The organism is Nitrospina gracilis Nb-211, assembly GCF_021845525.1.
In the GTDB taxonomy this organism is placed as follows: domain Bacteria; phylum Nitrospinota; class Nitrospinia; order Nitrospinales; family Nitrospinaceae; genus Nitrospina; species Nitrospina gracilis_A.
The window spans coordinates 93,929-111,911 of the sequence record NZ_JAKJKD010000001.1 but is presented as its reverse complement, the minus strand read 5'-3'; the positions used below and the strand labels follow the sequence as shown (position 1 = coordinate 111,911).

General features: G+C 57.5%; 23 protein-coding genes. All 23 read left to right on the top strand.

What is annotated here, in order from left to right:
• Positions 1–76 precede the first annotated feature (76 nt).
• Positions 77–619, top strand: coding sequence for a phage virion morphogenesis protein (locus tag J2S31_RS00620; protein WP_237097103.1), 543 nt, complete (start codon positions 77–79; stop codon positions 617–619).
• Position 620: 1 nt separating this feature from the next.
• The gene (locus tag J2S31_RS00615; protein ID WP_237097102.1) at positions 621–1,736 is read left to right on the top strand and encodes a phage protease; all 1,116 of its coding nucleotides are present in this window, start codon (positions 621–623) and stop codon (positions 1,734–1,736) included.
• Positions 1,737–1,803: 67 nt separating this feature from the next.
• The gene (locus J2S31_RS00610; protein ID WP_237097101.1) at positions 1,804–2,379 is read left to right on the top strand and encodes a hypothetical protein; all 576 of its coding nucleotides are present in this window, start codon (positions 1,804–1,806) and stop codon (positions 2,377–2,379) included.
• A gap of 64 nt (positions 2,380–2,443) precedes the next feature.
• Positions 2,444–3,358 carry a Mu-like prophage major head subunit gpT family protein gene (locus tag J2S31_RS00605; RefSeq protein WP_237097100.1) on the top strand — a complete coding sequence of 305 codons (915 nt, stop codon included), beginning with the start codon at positions 2,444–2,446 and terminating at the stop codon, positions 3,356–3,358.
• A gap of 86 nt (positions 3,359–3,444) precedes the next feature.
• A complete protein-coding gene (locus J2S31_RS00600) occupies positions 3,445–3,813 on the top strand; it encodes a hypothetical protein (protein ID WP_237097099.1) in 369 nt (122 codons plus the stop codon).
• Positions 3,813–4,238 carry a gp436 family protein gene (locus J2S31_RS00595; RefSeq protein WP_237097098.1) on the top strand — a complete coding sequence of 142 codons (426 nt, stop codon included), beginning with the start codon at positions 3,813–3,815 and terminating at the stop codon, positions 4,236–4,238. Before J2S31_RS00600 ends, J2S31_RS00595 begins: the two co-directional genes overlap by 1 nt.
• A 2-nt stretch (positions 4,239–4,240) precedes the next feature.
• Positions 4,241–4,681, top strand: coding sequence for a phage tail terminator protein (locus tag J2S31_RS00590; RefSeq protein WP_237097097.1), 441 nt, complete (start codon positions 4,241–4,243; stop codon positions 4,679–4,681).
• Between the two features lie 8 nt (positions 4,682–4,689).
• Positions 4,690–4,848 carry a hypothetical protein gene (locus J2S31_RS00585; protein ID WP_237097096.1) on the top strand — a complete coding sequence of 53 codons (159 nt, stop codon included), beginning with the start codon at positions 4,690–4,692 and terminating at the stop codon, positions 4,846–4,848.
• On the top strand, positions 4,845–5,810 hold the full coding sequence (locus J2S31_RS00580; protein WP_237097095.1) for a phage tail tube protein: 966 nt from the start codon (positions 4,845–4,847) through the stop codon (positions 5,808–5,810). Before J2S31_RS00585 ends, J2S31_RS00580 begins: the two co-directional genes overlap by 4 nt.
• 59 nt (positions 5,811–5,869) lie before the next feature.
• Entirely contained in the window at positions 5,870–6,265 is a 396-nt protein-coding gene (locus J2S31_RS00575) for a hypothetical protein (protein ID WP_237097094.1), read from the top strand.
• A gap of 29 nt (positions 6,266–6,294) precedes the next feature.
• Entirely contained in the window at positions 6,295–6,579 is a 285-nt protein-coding gene (locus tag J2S31_RS00570; protein ID WP_237097093.1) for a hypothetical protein, read from the top strand.
• Positions 6,572–9,715: a phage tail tape measure protein gene (locus tag J2S31_RS00565; RefSeq protein WP_237097092.1), complete on the top strand. Its 3,144-nt coding sequence runs from the start codon at positions 6,572–6,574 to the stop codon at positions 9,713–9,715. Before J2S31_RS00570 ends, J2S31_RS00565 begins: the two co-directional genes overlap by 8 nt.
• Positions 9,712–10,083: a hypothetical protein gene (locus J2S31_RS00560; RefSeq protein ID WP_237097091.1), complete on the top strand. Its 372-nt coding sequence runs from the start codon at positions 9,712–9,714 to the stop codon at positions 10,081–10,083. The genes J2S31_RS00565 and J2S31_RS00560 overlap by 4 nt, the downstream gene beginning before the upstream one ends.
• A gap of 3 nt (positions 10,084–10,086) precedes the next feature.
• Positions 10,087–10,401 (top strand): hypothetical protein, encoded by a 315-nt coding sequence (locus tag J2S31_RS00555; RefSeq protein ID WP_237097090.1) that lies wholly within the window; start codon positions 10,087–10,089, stop codon positions 10,399–10,401.
• Positions 10,402–13,824, top strand: coding sequence for a hypothetical protein (locus J2S31_RS00550; RefSeq protein WP_237097089.1), 3,423 nt, complete (start codon positions 10,402–10,404; stop codon positions 13,822–13,824).
• Entirely contained in the window at positions 13,821–13,991 is a 171-nt protein-coding gene (locus J2S31_RS00545) for a hypothetical protein (RefSeq protein ID WP_237097088.1), read from the top strand. The genes J2S31_RS00550 and J2S31_RS00545 overlap by 4 nt, the downstream gene beginning before the upstream one ends.
• Before the next feature lies 1 nt (position 13,992).
• Positions 13,993–14,370 carry a phage tail protein gene (locus J2S31_RS00540; protein ID WP_237097087.1) on the top strand — a complete coding sequence of 126 codons (378 nt, stop codon included), beginning with the start codon at positions 13,993–13,995 and terminating at the stop codon, positions 14,368–14,370.
• A 75-nt stretch (positions 14,371–14,445) separates the two neighbouring features.
• The gene (locus tag J2S31_RS00535) at positions 14,446–14,814 is read left to right on the top strand and encodes a hypothetical protein (protein ID WP_237097086.1); all 369 of its coding nucleotides are present in this window, start codon (positions 14,446–14,448) and stop codon (positions 14,812–14,814) included.
• A gap of 9 nt (positions 14,815–14,823) precedes the next feature.
• Positions 14,824–16,023, top strand: a complete 1,200-nt coding sequence (locus tag J2S31_RS00530) for a hypothetical protein (RefSeq protein ID WP_237097085.1) — start codon at positions 14,824–14,826, stop codon at positions 16,021–16,023.
• A 13-nt stretch (positions 16,024–16,036) separates the two neighbouring features.
• Entirely contained in the window at positions 16,037–16,567 is a 531-nt protein-coding gene (locus J2S31_RS00525; protein ID WP_237097084.1) for a hypothetical protein, read from the top strand.
• Positions 16,568–16,600: 33 nt separating this feature from the next.
• Positions 16,601–16,831 carry an Acb2/Tad1 domain-containing protein gene (locus J2S31_RS00520; protein ID WP_237097083.1) on the top strand — a complete coding sequence of 77 codons (231 nt, stop codon included), beginning with the start codon at positions 16,601–16,603 and terminating at the stop codon, positions 16,829–16,831.
• Positions 16,832–17,119: 288 nt separating this feature from the next.
• Entirely contained in the window at positions 17,120–17,584 is a 465-nt protein-coding gene (locus J2S31_RS14535; protein ID WP_272908466.1) for a DNA adenine methylase, read from the top strand.
• Positions 17,571–17,888: a DNA adenine methylase gene (locus tag J2S31_RS14530; RefSeq protein WP_336886587.1), complete on the top strand. Its 318-nt coding sequence runs from the start codon at positions 17,571–17,573 to the stop codon at positions 17,886–17,888. Before J2S31_RS14535 ends, J2S31_RS14530 begins: the two co-directional genes overlap by 14 nt.
• Positions 17,889–17,983: the final 95 nt, after the last annotated feature.

The window sequence follows — 17,983 nt, the reverse complement described above, 5'->3', positions numbered from 1 at the left end:
TGCGAACCTCAGCTTGATGCCTACATCCGGGACGCATCCCGGACCCATGTGAATAATTTAGCACCATCGGAGAAACATGGCAAACGAAGACGCATTTTTTGAAGTCGATGACTCGCAAGTGATTGAGGTGTTGGACGCTGTTTTGCGCCGTTGGCGCGACCCCACGCCCTTCCTGGAAGAGGTGGGGGCCCTGGTGGTGGCCTCAATCATGCGCAACTTCGAGGTCGGCGGGCGGTACCGGGAGGCGGGGGACTGGCGTGGCGGCACGCGGCGGTGGCGTCCATTGAGCGTCCTCACCCTGTTCGGGAGCCTGGGGAAGAAGGGTGGGAAGTTTTTCAAAAAGCGTGGCGGACTCAAAAAGCGTGGTGAGAAGCGCCTCGCCGGAAAGAAAATCCTGATCGACCAGGGGCACCTCATGTCATCGATCAATTATCAGGTGCGGCGCGAGGAACTGGTGGTCGGGACCAATCTTCCCTATGCCGCGATCCACCAGTTCGGCGGAAAGGCCGGCCGGGGAAAAACAGTGCACATCCCGGCGCGGCCGTACCTGGTGATTCAGGATGAAGACCTGGAACAAATCCGCGCCATCGGAAACGATTACCTCACGGGGAGAGTGTGACATGTTGTTCGACCTGCTCATCGTCAACGTCAATGAGATTTCAAAATCTTCCATCCAGAAAATCCAGATCGTTCCTATCGGGGAATTCGTCGATGGAAATGGGAAGCGTTTTTCGATCACCGCCGAATCGGTGCAACGCATCATTGAAAAATTCAACCGCCGCACGAATGACCTGGTGGTTGATTACGAGCACCAGACGCTGGATGGAGTCCAGGCTCCGGCCGCGGGCTGGATCAAGTCACTCATCAATGAAGGCGAGCGCGGGTTGTGGGCCGAGGTGGAGTGGACCGAGCGCGGGCGCAAGTACATCGAGGGCCGTGAGTACAGGTACCTGTCTCCGGTGCTGTTGTCCCGCAAGAAGGATGAACGCGGCGTGTTCCAGCCGGAGGAGTTGCACAGTGCCGCATTGACCAACGACCCGGCCATCGACGGCATGGTGCCGGTGGCGGCCAAAACGAAACACCTATTCCAAAAGGAGACCATCATGGAACTGAAGGCAAAAATTCTGGAGCTGTTGGGTTTGAAAAAAGACGCTCCCGATTCCGAAATCGTGACGACGCTTGAAACCCTTCAGGCGAAGGCCAAAGGATCGGAGTTTTTGAAACTGCTGGGCCTGAAAGATGACGCCAGGGAGCCGGAGATCAAGCAGGAGATTGAAACGCTCCAGGCGAAAGCAAAGAACCCCGGAGAGCAGGAATCGGTTCCGAAGGTTCTGGTCACCGCGCTCGGACTGAAAGACGACGCCAGCGTGTCGGAAGCCGAGGCCACCATCCTGGCAATGAAGCATGGCGCGGACGGTGAATCGGCAAAGAAGATTGCCACGCTGGAAGGCAAGCTCGCCGGCATGGAAGCGGAAACCCTGGTGAGCGGCGCGATGAAGGAAGGGAAGATCACCGCCGATCAAAAGGACTGGGCTCTGGATTATGCGAAGCGTGACCAGGCCGGGTTCAAGGTGTTCGTCAGTAAGGCAACCCGCGTGGTGCCGCTGGACAAGACGCAGGACGCGCCGAAGGAAGACCTGGCACGGGTGGATGAGACGACGGAGCTGGTGGCCGCTCAGTTCGGCAACAGCAAGGATGACCTGGTGAAGTTCGGCGGCGTAAAGATCCCGGCGTAGTCCCGTTCAACCATCGCTGAAAAAAAACAGAACAGATAAAACCTAAATTCCAACTGGAGGAAAACGCATGACAGCCGCAACCGCAGACCGCAACACTCAGCGGCGCAAGAACGAGATCCACAGCGATCCCGTGAAGGCGTCCACGAAAATTTTCATGGGCACGATGGTGTGCCTGGACGCGTCCGGCCTCGCCGTTCCCGGAGCCGATACCGCCGGGTTGAGGGTGCGCGGCATGGCGCGTGAGCAGGTGGACAACTCCGCCGGCGCGAACAGCGCGAAAAACATCGAGACCGAGGAAGGGGTGTTCCTATTTACGTCTTCCGGCCTGACGGATGCCGATGTGGGTAAGGCGGCGTACATCGCCGACGACCAGACCGTGCAGGTGGCCGCGACGACTAACAAGATCGTCGCCGGGATGATCGTCGCCGTCGAAAGCGCCACCAAGGCATGGGTGTGGATCGGCGCACCGGCGCGCATGGCGGCTGTGGTTGCCGCCGTGTCGCAGGCCAACGCCGCGGCCGATATATCCGCCTCGTATGTTGAGGCTGAAGTGCAGGCCATCGCGGACCTGGCAAACGCCAACAAGACCGCCATAAACAACATCCTGACGTCCCTCAAAAACGCCGGAGTCATGGGGTCCTAAGGCTAAACTGAAAAGCCTGTGATACCGGTATGAAAATAAATCGAATCGCAAAAAGGAGAACGCAATGCTCGTAAACAAATCCACCCTGACTGCGGTTTTCATCAACCTGAAAACCACATTCAACAAAGCGTTCGACGCCGCGCCGGTGATCTGGGACAAGATCGCCATGAAGGTGACATCGACCGGCAAGTCGAACGAGTACAACTGGCTCGAACGGTTCCCGAAAATGCGGGAATGGATCGGTGATAAGCACATCAAAAACATGATCGCCCACGCGAATTCCGTGATCAACAAGGACTACGAGGCCACGGTGGGCGTGGACCGAAACGACATCGAGGATGATCAGCTCGGCATCTATGGACCGATGGCGCAGGAAGCCGGTTTCAGCGCCAAGCAGTGGCCGGATGAGATCGTCATCCCCCTGCTCAACGACGGATTCACTTCCCTGTGCTGGGACGGTCAGAACTTCTTCGACACCGATCACCCGCTGGGCGACGACGCCGGCACGCTGTACTCCAACAAAGGCACGGCGGCGCTCAAGTTCGACACCCTGGCGAACGCGCAGGCCTCGTTCGGCGCAGGCCGGACGGCGATCCGCAAGATGAAGGATTACGAGGGGCGTGCGCTGAACCTCAATCCGGACAAGTTGATGGTGCCGCCGGCGCTGGAAGATACCGCCAATGCGCTGATGAAAAACGACCGGCTGGAAGACGGCAAGCCGAACCCGTACAAGAATTCGGCGGAGGTGGTTGTGGACGGCCGGCTGACCAGCGACACCGCGTGGTTTCTGCTGGTGACCAACCGTCCGGTGAAACCGTTCATCTTCCAGGAGCGTAAAGCACCGGTGTTCGTCCAGCAAACGACGATGGAATCCGACGATGTGTTCAACAAGCGCGAGTACAAGTATGGCGTTGAATCGCGCGGCGCGGCGGCGTATGCCCTGCCGCAGTTGGCATACGGTTCTACCGGCGCGGCCTGATCCTGATCCGGGCTGATCGACCTGCAACCGGACCGGGGAAACCCGGTCCGGGTCAAACTGAATCCTGAACTGAGAAGGAGCTGAGCATGTACTACAAAATCAACTGTCATCGTGACGGGTACTACCGGGGAGGCATTCCGCACACGGTGCAACCGAAGTTTTACCCGGAAGACAGCCTGAATAAAGAGCAGGTGCAGGCGATGCGGGAGGATCCGCGTATGAACATCGTCGAGATGCCGGATGAGGATGTGCCGGAAGAATACCGCGTCGATAGCGGCGACGTGTCCGGTACGGACGATGAAGCAGGCGGCGGCGATGGTATTACCAGCCGCGATGAGCTGATGAAAATGACCATCGCTCAACTGGAAGAAAAGTACGAGGTCACCGCGCCGAACAAGAATGCCCTGGTCGATGCGGTCCTCGAAAAGCTGTCCAACCCCACGCCGGATGAGTGATGGGCAACTACATCGCCAAAGCTGATCTGCTGGAGCTGGTGCCGCTTGCGGACCTGGTCGCCCTGACAGACGACAACAATACAGGATCCGAGGATGACACCAAGATCGACGGCATGATCGCCGATGCCGAGGGCACGGTGGACGGGTATCTGGCGACGCGTTACGACACGCCGCTGGCAACCGTGCCCAATATCATCAAGACGATCACCGTCGATGTTGCCGTGTACCGCCTGCACGGGCGGCGGCAGGGTCCGCCGGAAGACGTGGTGAAGCGTTACGAGGACGCCATTCGCTACCTGCGCGACATCGCCAAGGGCGTGGTCACTCTGGGGGTGGACACGCCCGCGCCGGACAGCACACGCAATGAGGTGAACATTAAAAGCGATGACCGTCTGTTCGGCCGCGATCAGATGAAAGGGTTTTGATTATGCCGACGATCAACCAGGTGGAGGATGCGGTGGTGGCGGCGTTGAATGCCGCGCCGCTGAACACCTACTGCAAGCGGTTCGAGAAATTCGATTCGCAGTTCGATATCGAGGATCTGGACCGCAACCTGGGACCGCTCCCGGTTTGTTTCGTCGCGTACCTCGACGATGATTTTAGCGAAGTCACGCAAAACCGGACGTACATGGACCGGATGCGCATCGCCGTGATCGTCGCCGCCAAAAACCTGCGCTCCGGCGTGGAGGCTAAAACCGGCACCGGTGGGACTAATGAAATGTTGAATGACGTGAAGTCACTCCTGCACAAAAACACGCTGGGGCTTTCGGGAGTGGCCAGCATGGCGTTGCTGAGCCGCCGCCCGGTGGTCACCACAAAAACCCTGTCGGTCTGGCAGGCCACCTTTGAACTGCAATTCGTCGATTAGGAGACAGTATGAGTAAAAAAAACCAGTTCACCGCAACCAATAAAACGATGGTGATGAATCACCAATCGGCGGAACCCGTATTCAAAAAAGCCGAGCCGCGCAAACAGGCGGCGAACGCGGACAAAAGCAAGGCCGCCAAACCCGTTAAGGAAGGAGGTGCCTCTTGAGTTTCCTCGAAAAACGAAGCCTTTTGCTGGCGAAGGTGGAAGTGACCTATGGAACCGATCCGGTTCCCGCGCCTGCCACCGATGCCATCCTGGTGAACAACCCCCAGGTGCGCCCGACGGGTGAAGTGTTGCGGCGCGAGTTCCAGCGATCGTCGCTGTCTCCCCTGCCGCACGTGATCGGGCTCAAAGAAAGCGAGCTGACGTTCAGCACGGAGTTGAAGGGATCCGGCACCGCCAATGCGGGCGGTGCAGGCGACATACCGGAAATCGACCCGCTCTTGCAGGCGTGCGGAATGAATCCCACGTTCACGGCGGAATCGAGTGGGGGCGCGGGAGACGGTGACATCACCTACAACCCGGTTTCCAGTTCTCTTAAAAGCGTGACCCTCTACTGGTACAACGACGGCCTTCTGCACAAGCTCCTGGGGGCGGTCGGCAACATGCGCATCAACGGTGAGGCCGGGCAGTTCGGCACCATCGAATGGACGTTCCGGGGTTTGTATGTTGATCCGACGGATGCGGACATCCCCGGCGGCGCGGTGTTTAACGCTGAACAACCGCCCATCCTGAACGGCATCAGCATGTCAGTCCATTCGTACCAGGGGGCCATCCAGGCGTTCGCGGTGGAACTGGCCAACGAGATCGCGCGGCGCAACTCGGTGAATGCCGCCACCGGCGTCGTCGGGTTCCTTGTCACCGGCCGCGACACGCAGGGCTCGATGAACCCTGAGCAGGTGAAGGAAGCGACGCACGACTTCTGGGCAAAGTGGAAGGCGGCGACGCAGGGTGCGTTGTCGATGACGATCGGTACGGTGGCTGGAGCGAAGATCGACATCACTGCGCCGAAGGTTCAATACCGCGAGCTGACCGGCGGTGCGCGTGACGGTGTGCGTATCTACGACGTCCCGCTGACGCTGGCGCAGAACAGCGGCGACGACGAGCTGGCGCTGAAGTTTTACTAATACCCCCTCACCCATCCCTCTCCCTCAAGGGGAGAGGGGGATAGAAAGGAAGAAACATTATGAAAGCAATCGATCCATCGGCGACCTTCGAATACGTGCCGAAATGTGACCGGGACCTGCCGGAGGAGGCGCAGACGGTTTTTATCCTGAAATACATGGATGCGCGGCAGGCGGCGAAGATGGAAGACCAGGCGGTGGAGGGCGCAGTGTCCAGCAAAGGCGACGACACATCGCTTCGCTTCCGTTCTGGGTCCAAGGTGCTCCAGGCTCTGGAATACGGTCTGCGCGGATGGCGCAACTTCCAGGACAAGGGAGGAAACGAGATCCCGTTCCGGGAGAACAACGGCAAGCCGCGTCCTGAGAACTTCGATGCCATCCCGCCCAGCGTCCGGCGGGAACTGGCGAACGTGATCATCGACGGCAGTGAGATGTCGGAGGGCGAGGAAAAAAACTGAGGCTGGTGGTGGCGGGCAGGCTTGCGGGATTGAGCTGTGAGACCTGCCGCCACCAGGACTGCGACGGATCGAAGGGGTTCAGCCGGTTTGTGATGCAAGGCGAGCATATACCGTTCTGCCCCATCTCGGTAGCCAACCCGGAGATCATCATCATGATCGGAGCCTACAACCATTACAAAAACGGATACCTGCCCGGTCCGGGCGGGATCTACGACCAGACCGCAAAGTTCATGCGCGCGGTGGATGTGATCGGAAACGTCATCCACCAGCACGACGAAGCGGAACGGAAAAAACAGGATAAACCCCGTGGCTGAAACCGCAACCGAACTCAACCTTATTTTGCGCGCCAAAGACTTCGCGTCGAAGGTGTTGGCGAACGTGCGTGGTGAAATAAAGAAGGTCAGCGAGTTTGCGCAGAAAAATAAAGAGCAGTTGCGGGACATCGGGAAAGCCCTACTGGTCACCGGCGCGATCGGCGCCGGGTTTCTGGGCGGGGCGATTGCCCAGGCGGCGGACTTTGAGCAACAGATAGCCAACGTGCGCGCAGTGTCGCAGGCGTCGGAAGACGACATGCATCGCCTGCGCGACGCGGCGCTGGACATGGGCGCGAAGAGTTCCTTTTCCGCGTCTCAAGCCGCTGAGGCTCAACTCTTCCTGGCACAGTCCGGCCAAAAAACCCAGGAGATCATCGAGTCGCTTCCCGGCGTCATGGCGTTGGCGGCGTCGCAACAGGTGGATCTCGGTTTCGCCACGCAGGCCACCACCGCCGCGTTGTCTCAATTCAACCTAGCGGCGGCGGATGCCGAGCGCGTGGCTAATGTGTTCGCCGCGGCGGCCTCGAATTCCAAGGCCACGGTGGATGCGCTGGCATTCGCCCTGCGGCAGGCGGGACCGGTGGCCAACGCCCTGGGATTTTCGCTGGAGGCGACGACCGCCGCCGTTAACCTTCTGCTCAACGCCGGTTTCCGCGGCGAGCAGGCGGGCACCATTCTGCGCGGTGCATTGAGTTCTTTGCTCAATCCGTCGAAAGAAGCCGCCGAGGTGATGGCGAAGCTGGGTCTGAATATTCAGGACGCCGACGGCAAGACGCGGCCGTTTGTGGACATTATTGATCAACTGCAAAGATCCGGAATCCAGGCGGCCGACGCGATGAAGATTTTTGGTCAGGAAGCCGGCCCCGGCATGCTGGCGTTGATCGCGCAGGGATCACAGGCGCTGGCGGACATGGAGTTGATGATCACCGGCACCAACGAGGCGGCGCGCCAGGCGGAGGCCCGCCTGCAAACCCTGCAAGGCCAGTTGAAACTGTTGTTCTCCGCGTTGGAGCGGATCTTTATTGACATCGGATCAACATTTATCCCGCCCTTAAAACTGCTGGTGCAGGCGTTGACCGCTCTAGCCGATATTTTTAATTCGTTCCCAGGGCCTTTAAAGGCGTTTATTGCCGTGTTGGCCGCGGCGACGACCGGCTTAACCTTATTCGCAGGCGCTGGGTTTTTTGTCCTCAGCATGCTACCGAGTATGGAGGCGGGATTGGTTTTGTTGACGACAAAAATCCTCCCGGTATTAGTGACAAAGTTGGCCGCTGTAAAGACCGCCCTACTCGCCTTCGCCACAAACCCGATCACGTTGACGGTCGCGGCGGTGGGAGCGCTGGTGGCGATCTGGTTGTCCTGGAATGATGAAATGACCAAGTCTGAGGAGAAAATTCAGAAGTTCAATGAGCAGACGGCGGACACCCGCGGTCAGATTGAAAAAACCAAAGAGGAATTGAAGGCCGTCCAGGATCAAATCAAAAAGGTGAAGGCAGAACAGGACGATCTGGACCTGAATAAGGACAAGATCGACGCCGCGCGGGAAGCGTTGAAGGCGGAGAAAGAAGAACTTAAAAAACTCCAGGAGCAATTGAAGAATGCGCGCACCAATTTATCCGAGTTGCGCGCGGCGCAGGATTCCAACGCCGAAGCGGCGAAGCTGGCGGCGGATGCCCAGGAAGAAATGAAGGGAAAAATGGACGCGGCCAACGAATCCATCGGCGCTCAAACCGAGGGACTTGATGAAATGTCAAAGGCGCTCGATAAAGCGCACACCACGCTGGGTGTGATCAATGTGCAGAAAGAGGCGGAGAGCCTGCGCAAAGCGTTTGAAACGCTGGAGACCTCCGGAACGTTATCCAGTGAGCAGATCGGGCAGGCTTATGAGGCCTTGCAGGAAAAACTGGAACGTCTGGATCCCATTGTCGATGCCCGGAGGATTCTCGGCGTGCAGGACATCGACCGCGAGCGGGCGCGCCTGCTGAAAGCGTATGACACCATCGCCCGCCATGCCGAGACTTCGGCGGAAGAACAGAAGATCGCATTCAAAGCGTTGCAGGATCGGCTGAAATCCTTGAAGCCTGACATTGAAACCATCGGTGAGGCATTCGTTAAAACCACTCAGAAAGAAATCCAGGCACTGCAAGCCAAGCGCAATGTGGTAGCGGAATCCCTTTCTATGGAAAAAGCGGCGGTCAGTGAGATTCAGAAGCTCCAGGATGATGCCCTTCAGCAACGGCAAAAGCTGGTGGAAGAATTGAAGAAAGGCCGGGATGAGCTGAAGGACACGGTGGAGTCGTTCTCCGAATTCCAGTTTCAACTCGGCATCAAGGGATTCGACGACGCGCGCATCCAGCGCGAGGAACTGGACCGGGTTCGAAAAGACCTGAAGCCGGTGCAGTTGTTCCAGCGCGACGCCACCGAGGAACAGCAGAGACAGGCGCTGGAGGACCGGATTGAAAAACTGAGAGAGGTCCTGAAGCGCACTCAGGAGATCGCGCTCGCGGCGGATAAAAACAGCTCCGCCGAGAGCACAGCGGTCTTCCTGGCGAATAAGGCGCAAAAAGAATTGATCGATCGCCAGAAGGAACGCAACACGCTGATCGAGACGCAGGCGGAAAATCTAAAAAAGACGCATGAACAGTTGGGGCTGGTCAAGACGGCGGCCGAGCAGAGTTTGGAGCCTTTGGATAAGCTCGATCAGAAACTGAAAGAGTTGAAAGCCATCGTGGACACGACGCAGATGGATGAGGCGGCGAAGGAAGCCCAGAAGCTGAGGGCGAAGTTCGAGCAGACGTTCAACAAGCCCATCACGCAGGTCGTGCGCATTCAGACACAGCGCGCGGGTGAGCTGGTGAGCACGGAGACGGCGGGGGACGGCGGCGATTTGCCGAGCGCGGCGGCGGGGCGGTTTTTCGTTCACCGCGACGGTCCGATCTTCCTGCACAAGGGCGAGCAGGTGCTGTCGCGGCCGGACGCGGACCGCAACCGCTCCGGTGGGTCCGGCGAGGGCGGCTTGCGGATCGACCAGATCAATATCAACGTACCGCCGGGCACGCAGATGGACCGGCGCTGGGTGCGCGACGTGCTCATGCAGGAGATCAAGCGCGTGCAAGACCGGAGGGGTGAGGGATGATTGGTTTTTATTACCCAACCAAGGCGTCGCCGACCAACACCTGGGAGCCGTCGGTGGATCCGGTGTGGCCGGACAGCCAGCCGGCGGATTATCCACATAACCTGGCGTCGGAAACAGCGGGCGGCACGCTGTATGTACAGAAGCTCGGGGTGAAGCGGCGGCGTTTCCTGTTGAGCTTTGAATTGATGCCGACGGCGGACGTCACCACGGCGGAAGCGTTTTTCGACGCCGTGCAGAAACAGGGTGAAAAATTTGAGTACGACGACGGCCAGGGCGGACTGCACACGGTTCGCTGGATGTCCGGGTTTGATTTTCCCAAAAACCGGCCGGGCCTGCACAGCGGCGGCATCGAGCTCAGAAAGGAGTAGGCGGTGATCGACTGGAAGCAATGCAAGTGCAGTGATTTTTCCATCGACGTGGACTTGGGGAATATCCGGCACGTCGGAAAGCAGGTGTATTTCCGGATCCATATCGAGCACACCGCAACGGGTATGGAAGCGCACACCATGAATGAATCGATCGAGCGGGACCTGTACACCGAGTTGATGATGCGTCCGGATGGCGCGGAGCGGATACTGGACATCATGGCCGAGCGGGTGCGCCGGGAGATCAACCGGCTGATCCAGCAGGCGGCGGTGCCGTGGGAAGAACGGAAACAGTTTCAGGGTAAGAAGCGGAGCTTGTAGATGGAAACCTTTCCAGCCGGATTCGAAACCGAGCGGAACAAAACGACCAACGCACCGGTCCACGTTTTGAAAATGGAATGGCCGCAGGTGGGGGTGAATCCCGCCGCCACGCTGTACCTGGCGGATCAGGCGTTGACGATCGGGGCGCAGTCTTACCTGGCGGTAGTGTCCGATTGGGGGAGCCTGGACGGGCTGTACGATCCGGACGCCCTGGTGGGCACTTCGTTTTCCGATATGCACATCCAGTTGATCAACGCGCCGGTGGATTATGGATCCGGCGCGGAGCGGTTCTCCGATTTCGTGCGGCGCTATCCACTGGCCGCCGCCAAGGCGACGCTGTTCATGTGGTTCCAGGACGCCGGGCTGGGTGAGCCGGAGCTGGCCGAGCGGTTCACGGCGCGGCCGGAAGGCAACATCGAATGGGATGATGAATTGATCGAGTTCGACCTGGTGATCATTTCCAAAAGTTACGGCGAGCGCGTGATCGGCGGCGTGATCGGTAAAAACCAATACCCCAAAGCGCCGACCTCCAGCTTTGGCACCGCCAAACCGATCGTCGTCGGCACGGTGGAGCGCGTGCCGGGAGTTCCGGTGCGCGGCGCGGCGAAAACCAAGATCACCAGCGTGGTGCTGGCGAGCGACAGCGTGGTCAACGTGGCCGACACGACGAAATTTCCAGCATCGGGAGCCCTGCTGATCAACGACGACGAGGTGACGTACAGCGGCAAGACGGCGACGCAGTTCATCGGGGTGGCGGGCATCAACCAGATCCACTACGACGGCGATGAGGTGATCGAGAAGATCAGCGACTACCGGTTTTTGTTTTCCGATCCCGGTTTCCCGATCAAGGACCTGCGCAACATCCAGGTGGGCGATGCGTTGGCGGACATATCGATCAATCCGTACACGCCGAACGTGGCGGCGGGAGAAGTGAGTTTTCAACGCCCGCCGCGCCGGGTGGAGAGTTATGACACGCGGTTCTGGCCGGTCGAGTTCGACGCCGTGGACGGGCAGAATACCGCATTGAATCCGTTGAACGCGGTGAGCCGGAACGATTTTGAAAACGTGGCCAGCATCAACCAGGCGAATCCGAAATTGAGCCTGGTGCAAAACGATTCCCTGAATAACCTGGGGCCGATCAACCGGGTGCTGTTGCGTGTGTCACACAACGCGGACGAAAAGCTGGTTAATGACAACGTCACCGCGCAGATCCGGGGCCTGGGAGCGCCGTTCACACTGAGCAAGCCCGCGCCGGTGGACGAAGTGAACTACTCGGGCGACGTGGACATAAGCCACGAGACGCTGGAGAACCTCAGTTGGGATCTGAGCGAGGAATTGCATCAACATACCGCCACCAGCCAGGCGGATCATGTCACGGTACAGCGCGCCAGTTCGCCTTACGGCGGGAAAACGGAATTGAGCGCCGGCCAGCAAACGCTGGTTGTGCAGTTCCCGTTGGAGCCGGAGGGCGTGCCGATCAAAACCGAGTACCGGATTGTGATCGATCCGACCCCGGAGGTGTTGAATTTTTCCATCGGCGGCAATCCTCAAATCAAGTTCGGTACGAACGTGATCGCCACCTGGGACGCCCAGCGCGGCGCGTTCACGGTATCCGAATCATTCCAGGTGGGCGGCTCCGGCGGCAATCTGTGGTCGATGTCGATCACCAACGGGTTTGTACGGTTCAGTATCCATAGTATAGAGCGCTTGCTGTTCTACCCACCGCAACCGGCGACGCAGGATAAAAATCTGCAAAATCAAAAGTCCGGGGCGATTCAGCCCACCACCGGAACCCGCAGTGTGTCCGGCACCCCGACGAAGACGACACAGATTCACACCCAGTTTTTCGACATCACTAGCCTGGTGGCGGGAGACTGGAACTGGTTTCAAGGGAAGGTTTTGGATATCACCTACAACGGCACCAGCGACGGGCGCACGGTGTACATCGCGATGGCGTTCATCGAAATCGAATACACCCGGCGGCGTCTGGTGCAAACCGATGAGGTGTTCGCCGACGTGGATGGCGTGAAGGACGGCGACGGCTCGATCACCGGCGTTGCGGACACGTTGATCGAGCGGCCGGATCATGCGTTCGCCTGGCTTTTATTGAAGGGCGCAGGGTTGACTTCCAATGAAATCGACAGCGCCAGCTTCATGGCGGCCGGCACCAGCTACGCCACCGCCATCGCCGGGGGTTACAAGTTCGGCGGGGTCATCGAGGGCCGGTCGCGCCTGCGGGATATCTGGGACCGATGGCGGAAAGAGTGCAGGTCGGATTTCTGGTGGGACGAGCAGGGCCGAGCAGTGCTCAGGTACCGTCCGTTGAACAAAGGCGGCTCCTTGCCGGCGCCGGTGAAGACGATCCCTCAATCCATGATCCGGCGCACCCAATCCGGCAAGGAGATGATCCGGTTCAAGGAAACGGAGACCACGAATATCGTCACCAGCCTGGACGTCAAGTACCGGTACAGCCTGGAGGCGGGGGATTTCCAGGGAACGATCACCAGGGAAGACAGCGCCTCGATTGGATTATTTGGAAGAAAGGATGCGCCGCGGCTTGAAGATTTCCGGTTCGTCCGCTCCGACGAGATGGCCGAGCACTTGGCGGAGTTTTACATCACCCAGCACGCGACGCCTTCCGTGGTGGTGGAGGCGGAATTGTTCCTGGACGCGGCGGAGCTGGAGAAGGGCGATATCATTGCTTTCACCCATCCGAACGGCAACTACAACGAAATTCTGGCGGAAATATTAAGCGTGTCACGCCGGCATGGATCCGGACGGGACGGTGTGATGAATTCCATTATCCTCGTGTTCCGCATCTTTCCTGCGGCGATTCTGGAGGACACCTTCGCGGAATCGATCAGCATTTCCGAGGCGATCACCCTGCTGGCCACGTATGTCGTGGCGCAATCGGAAACGGTGAATGTCTCCGAGGCGTCTGCGATGGCCGAGACCATGCTGTTGCTCGACGGCTCGATCACCGACGTCGCGGGCGGGTACGGTCAACAGGGTTATGGCAACACCGGTTATGGCGGTAAGGATTTCGATGCGATCACCGTCTCGGAAGCGATCTCAAGCCTGCTGACCTCCGTGTTATCCGAGGGAGTGAATGTGACGGAGGCCGTCCTGCAGGCCATCACCCAGGTCAATGCGGAGACGGTGAACGTGACCGAGTCCGCCGCGCAGGCCGAGACGTCGGTTCAACCTGAGATCATTCAGATCAGCGAGGTGCTAGCCGGACTAGTCGGCCTGCGATTGAGCGAGGTAATCGAGATCACCGAATCGCAGGCTCAGACAGCCGTGCAACGCCACACCGAAAGCCTTGAGGTGGATGAGGCGGCGTTTGCCGCGCTGGGTGAGTTCATCGGATACGGCCAGCAGGGTTACGGAAACAGCGAGTATGGAGGGAGGGCGCCGTTATGATGAAGAAAAAAAAAGCGTGGCCTAAGGCGTTCAACGAGCGCGGCATCGTTGAGGAAAAGATCACCATCACGCATTTCGGTCCGGACGGGAAGCTGAAAGGTCAAGAGGTTATTATCAACCGCCCGTCGGCGCTGAATCGTTTCATCAACTTTTTGCGGGGGAAATAATATGTTTAATCTTTTATCTGCATTGCTGGTCACCGATGCCGGGCTGGATCACATCGCCGCCGCGATGAGCGACAGCCCGGAAACCGCAATGAGCCACATGGCGGTGGGCACCGGCAGCATTGCGGCCGCGGCAGGGGATACGACGCTGGAAACCGAGTTGTCGCGCATCGCGTTGACGTCCAAAACCGCCAGCAATAACAAGGTCACCTATTCCGCCACGTTTGGCGCAGGCGTGGCCACGGGCGCGTTGACAGAGGTGGGCATCCTGAACGCCGCCAGCCTGGGCACCCTGCTGACGCGCATCGTGTTTGCGGTGAAAAACAAAGGCTCCAACGACACGTTGCAGATCGATATCGAGCACACCTATGCGAGGCCATAACCCATGACTGCGCCGAATTTAAATTTCACAAAGCCTGCGCTGGGCAATAACGACTGGAAGGCGTCGGAAGACGCCATGAAGGATAAATTAAACGAAATTGCCGCGCAATACCTGTCCGTTCACCTGGCGGGCGTGGCGGAAGATGAGGAAATTATTTTCGACAAGTTCCGTTTCGATGTGGCCGTGGACATCGTCAAGGTGTCGATGTTCGCGCGGAAGGGTCCAAGCGGCGCGGCGTTCACCATCGATTTCCTCAAGGATGGGGCGGAGCAAACGAAGACCGCATCGATCAGCGCCGGACAGCAGTCCGGGAACGCGGCCATCGCCGGATTGAGTTACACCGCGCTCCAGGACTTCGGGATCAAGGTGAAAAACGTGGGGTCCACGTTCCCGGGGGCGGAAATCGACATCAAAATTCATTGCAACGTGCAACCGATTCCATAGGATGAAAACATGAAACGATTTTTCTTTTTGTTGAGCGGCGTGCTGTTGGCCGGGGTGCTGTATTTCGCGCCGGTGGCCGAAGCTATTCAGTATTGGGCGGATGAACTAATTACGGATGGTTCCGTGGATTTCAAGGAACAAGCATCCACCCCGTCCAACCCGGCCAGCGGGCGGCAAAAGCTGTACCTGAAAGACGACGGCAACCTGTACCAATTGGATTCAGGCGGCAACACGAATCCGGTTACGTCGAAAGGCTACAAAAACGCCGTCATCAATGGCGATTTTCGTATATGGCAACGGGGCACAAGCTTTACCTTAACAGCAGGAGGATATACGGCAGATCGTTGGTTTTCGGAGAATGGAGATGGTGGCAGAACAGTAACAAGAGAATCTTTCGCCTTGGGGCAAACGGATGTCCCCGGTGAGCCTGAATTTTTCTATCGTCACAACCAAACAACACAGTCCACTGTCGGCCATGGACTTTTAGTTCAACGAATAGAAGGGGTCAGGACTTTCGCCGGGGAAACTATAACTTATTCCTTTTGGGCCAAAGCAGATTCAGCAATAAGCAATTTGAGCATAGATTGGATTCAACATTTTGGAAGTGGAGGAAGTCCTTCCCCTAATGTGGACAGTGATAATATTAATTTCAATGTCACAACAGCATGGAAAAAATTTGTTTACACATTTAACATTGATTCAATAGCAGGCAAGCAATTAGGAACTAATGGAAATGATTATTTCGAGATAAGGATTATTTCCAGCGGAAACAATGGCACATATAATCTTGACATTGCCCGCGTGCAGCTTGAAAAGGGTTCGATCGCAACGCCCTTTGAGCGGCGGCCGTTGGGAACGGAATTGGCGCTTTGCCAGCGATATTATGAAAAAAGTTACGGTTTTAATGTCGATCCTGGGAGTAGTGAAACCAAGGGGACCATCCTTGTAAGCCTTTGGAATGGGGCAAATGGAAATGTGGCAAGGGATAGCGTCCAGTTTAAAGTGGAAAAGCGGGTAAACCCTACAATGAGCTATTGGGATGTTCAGGGGACTGCGAATCAAGTAACAGTAAATGGCGGCATACACGAGGCCCCCGCGTTCAATACCCCTGTACATCTTCCAAGCACGACCGGCTTCCTGGTTGTTATGGACACCACGACCGCCGGTAAGGGCATGGAATTTCACTGGATGGCCGACGCCGAATTATAAGGAGCTTTCAATTATGAAATGGATGGTTTCAATTATCGCGGTTTTGCTGGCCGCATTGGCCGCTTTCGCCCAACCCGCCGAAGTGCGAGCCGAACCGTACAAGGCTTTGCAGGCGGGCGGGTATCAGGACATGGAAACAGGCGCGGTCATTCCCGCCGATCCCGGCAACCGGCATTATCGGGCGGTTCAGGAATGGATGGATGCCGGGAACACGCCTTTGCAGGATGTGCCTTCCAATGCCGCCTTGAAGGCGGCCATCAAACAGGAAGCCCAACGCCGCATTGAAGCATTTTTCACCGCGCAGGATGTGAAGCAAGGCCAAATGATGGCCCGGGCCAGTGAATTGTTGTTGATGCGGGTCAACGGCAAGTCGTGGAATGCGGCGCAACAGGGTGAAGTCAACCAGCTAAAAACCGTGTTCCAATGGACCAAGCAGGTCCGGGCCGCCGCGAAGGCGGCCATCCAGGATATTCCGAATTGGACGGACCAACAGAAAATGGAATTCAACCCGGCCACAAATGTCGCGTGGCCACCTCCGCCTTAAAATCTAAAGATTAAAACTTTTAAAGGAGGAATTATGCCGGAACAATTCGAAAGCACGAGCGACAATCGCGCGGGAAAGAACGTGATGCGGCATCAGTACCGCACGTTGAGTGAGGCGGAAAAGGAAAATATGTGCGCCATTAAAGACCTGGGCGCTCAATTCCATCATCACCTGGAAAACATGGAACCAAGCCGCGAGATCTCGATCGCTAAAACCAAAGTCGAGGAAGCGGTGATGTGGGCGTGCAAGCACATCACAAAATAAAACAGGGAGCGGGCCGGGTGTTGGGCACCCGGACCGACCAGCAGGAACTGGCCACGGTAGAGACCGCCACTCCCAGCAAAATGAAACGCGCGGGTATTCTACATGGCCAGAGACGAGCAGGAAAGAAGATGTTCTAGTTGTGGTGCGCTGTTGATGCGGGTGGTACAGGCGTGGTTTGTTGAGCTTTTAAAAAGCCTGAGCGTACCGGTGGTGGAGATAAAATGCAGGAAATGCAAAACGGTCAACAAAATCTGAGCGCCGGGAGCGCCTTCTTTTATGGAGGTGCTGATGAAAAGTTTTATCTCGTGGGTAGGGGGAAAGAGCCGGTTGGCGGCATCGATCGTCGAATTATTCCCGCCGCATCGGACGTACGTGGAAGTGTTCGGCGGCGCGGCTTGGGTGTTGTTCCGTAAGGATGCCTCCACCAGCAAGGTGGAGGTGTACAACGATATCCACGGTGAGCTGGTGAATCTATTCCGGGTTGTGAAGCACCGGCCTTCGGCGCTGGTAGAATGTTTCCGGATGGCGCTTTTTTCGCGGCAAACTTACTACCGGTTTTTAAAGGAACTGGATCAGCCGGCCGAGGACGAGGTGGAGCGTGCGGCGCGCTTTTTGTTTTTGATCCGGTCGGCGTTCGGCAGCTCTATCGGGCAAGGATGGGGGGTTCAGCCGCACACAGCCGGCAAAGCGGCTGGTGGATCCGGAGTTCCTCGATGCAGTGGCCATAAGGCTGGATCGGGTGTACATCGATAACCGTTCGTTCGAGAAGGTGATCGCGTTGTACGATTCGCCGGAGACGCTGTTTTACCTGGACCCGCCCTACTGGACACCGGGGGAACGCTTCTATCAACACGATTTCAGTGAGGCGGATCACCGGCGGTTGCGGGAGGTTTTGGGGGATGTGAAGGGTCGGTTTGTTTTAAGCTATAATGATTGCACCGCCATCCGAAAGTTATATAAAGGCTTTAAGATAAAATCCACCCAGGAAGTCCATTACAGCCTGAATAATCGGCGGGATGCGCCCCGTCGGGCGCGGGAAATTTTAATAAGTAATTGAGGGTGGGAGTGAATAGATTCACACTCAAATACCGGGATAGCAAGAACCGTGCCAATTGAAATTTTCGGTTATAAAGTGATCTCAAACTAAGTGTC

Coding starts and splice junctions, on each gene's coding strand:
- J2S31_RS00620 (WP_237097103.1), top strand. CDS start 77: ATGGCAAACGAAGACGCATTTTTTGAAGTCGATGACTCGCAAGTGATT.
- J2S31_RS00615 (WP_237097102.1), top strand. CDS start 621: ATGTTGTTCGACCTGCTCATCGTCAACGTCAATGAGATTTCAAAATCT.
- J2S31_RS00610 (WP_237097101.1), top strand. CDS start 1,804: ATGACAGCCGCAACCGCAGACCGCAACACTCAGCGGCGCAAGAACGAG.
- J2S31_RS00605 (WP_237097100.1), top strand. CDS start 2,444: ATGCTCGTAAACAAATCCACCCTGACTGCGGTTTTCATCAACCTGAAA.
- J2S31_RS00600 (WP_237097099.1), top strand. CDS start 3,445: ATGTACTACAAAATCAACTGTCATCGTGACGGGTACTACCGGGGAGGC.
- J2S31_RS00595 (WP_237097098.1), top strand. CDS start 3,813: ATGGGCAACTACATCGCCAAAGCTGATCTGCTGGAGCTGGTGCCGCTT.
- J2S31_RS00590 (WP_237097097.1), top strand. CDS start 4,241: ATGCCGACGATCAACCAGGTGGAGGATGCGGTGGTGGCGGCGTTGAAT.
- J2S31_RS00585 (WP_237097096.1), top strand. CDS start 4,690: ATGAGTAAAAAAAACCAGTTCACCGCAACCAATAAAACGATGGTGATG.
- J2S31_RS00575 (WP_237097094.1), top strand. CDS start 5,870: ATGAAAGCAATCGATCCATCGGCGACCTTCGAATACGTGCCGAAATGT.
- J2S31_RS00560 (WP_237097091.1), top strand. CDS start 9,712: ATGATTGGTTTTTATTACCCAACCAAGGCGTCGCCGACCAACACCTGG.
- J2S31_RS00550 (WP_237097089.1), top strand. CDS start 10,402: ATGGAAACCTTTCCAGCCGGATTCGAAACCGAGCGGAACAAAACGACC.
- J2S31_RS00545 (WP_237097088.1), top strand. CDS start 13,821: ATGATGAAGAAAAAAAAAGCGTGGCCTAAGGCGTTCAACGAGCGCGGC.
- J2S31_RS00540 (WP_237097087.1), top strand. CDS start 13,993: ATGTTTAATCTTTTATCTGCATTGCTGGTCACCGATGCCGGGCTGGAT.
- J2S31_RS00535 (WP_237097086.1), top strand. CDS start 14,446: ATGAAGGATAAATTAAACGAAATTGCCGCGCAATACCTGTCCGTTCAC.
- J2S31_RS00530 (WP_237097085.1), top strand. CDS start 14,824: ATGAAACGATTTTTCTTTTTGTTGAGCGGCGTGCTGTTGGCCGGGGTG.
- J2S31_RS00525 (WP_237097084.1), top strand. CDS start 16,037: ATGAAATGGATGGTTTCAATTATCGCGGTTTTGCTGGCCGCATTGGCC.
- J2S31_RS00520 (WP_237097083.1), top strand. CDS start 16,601: ATGCCGGAACAATTCGAAAGCACGAGCGACAATCGCGCGGGAAAGAAC.
- J2S31_RS14535 (WP_272908466.1), top strand. CDS start 17,120: ATGAAAAGTTTTATCTCGTGGGTAGGGGGAAAGAGCCGGTTGGCGGCA.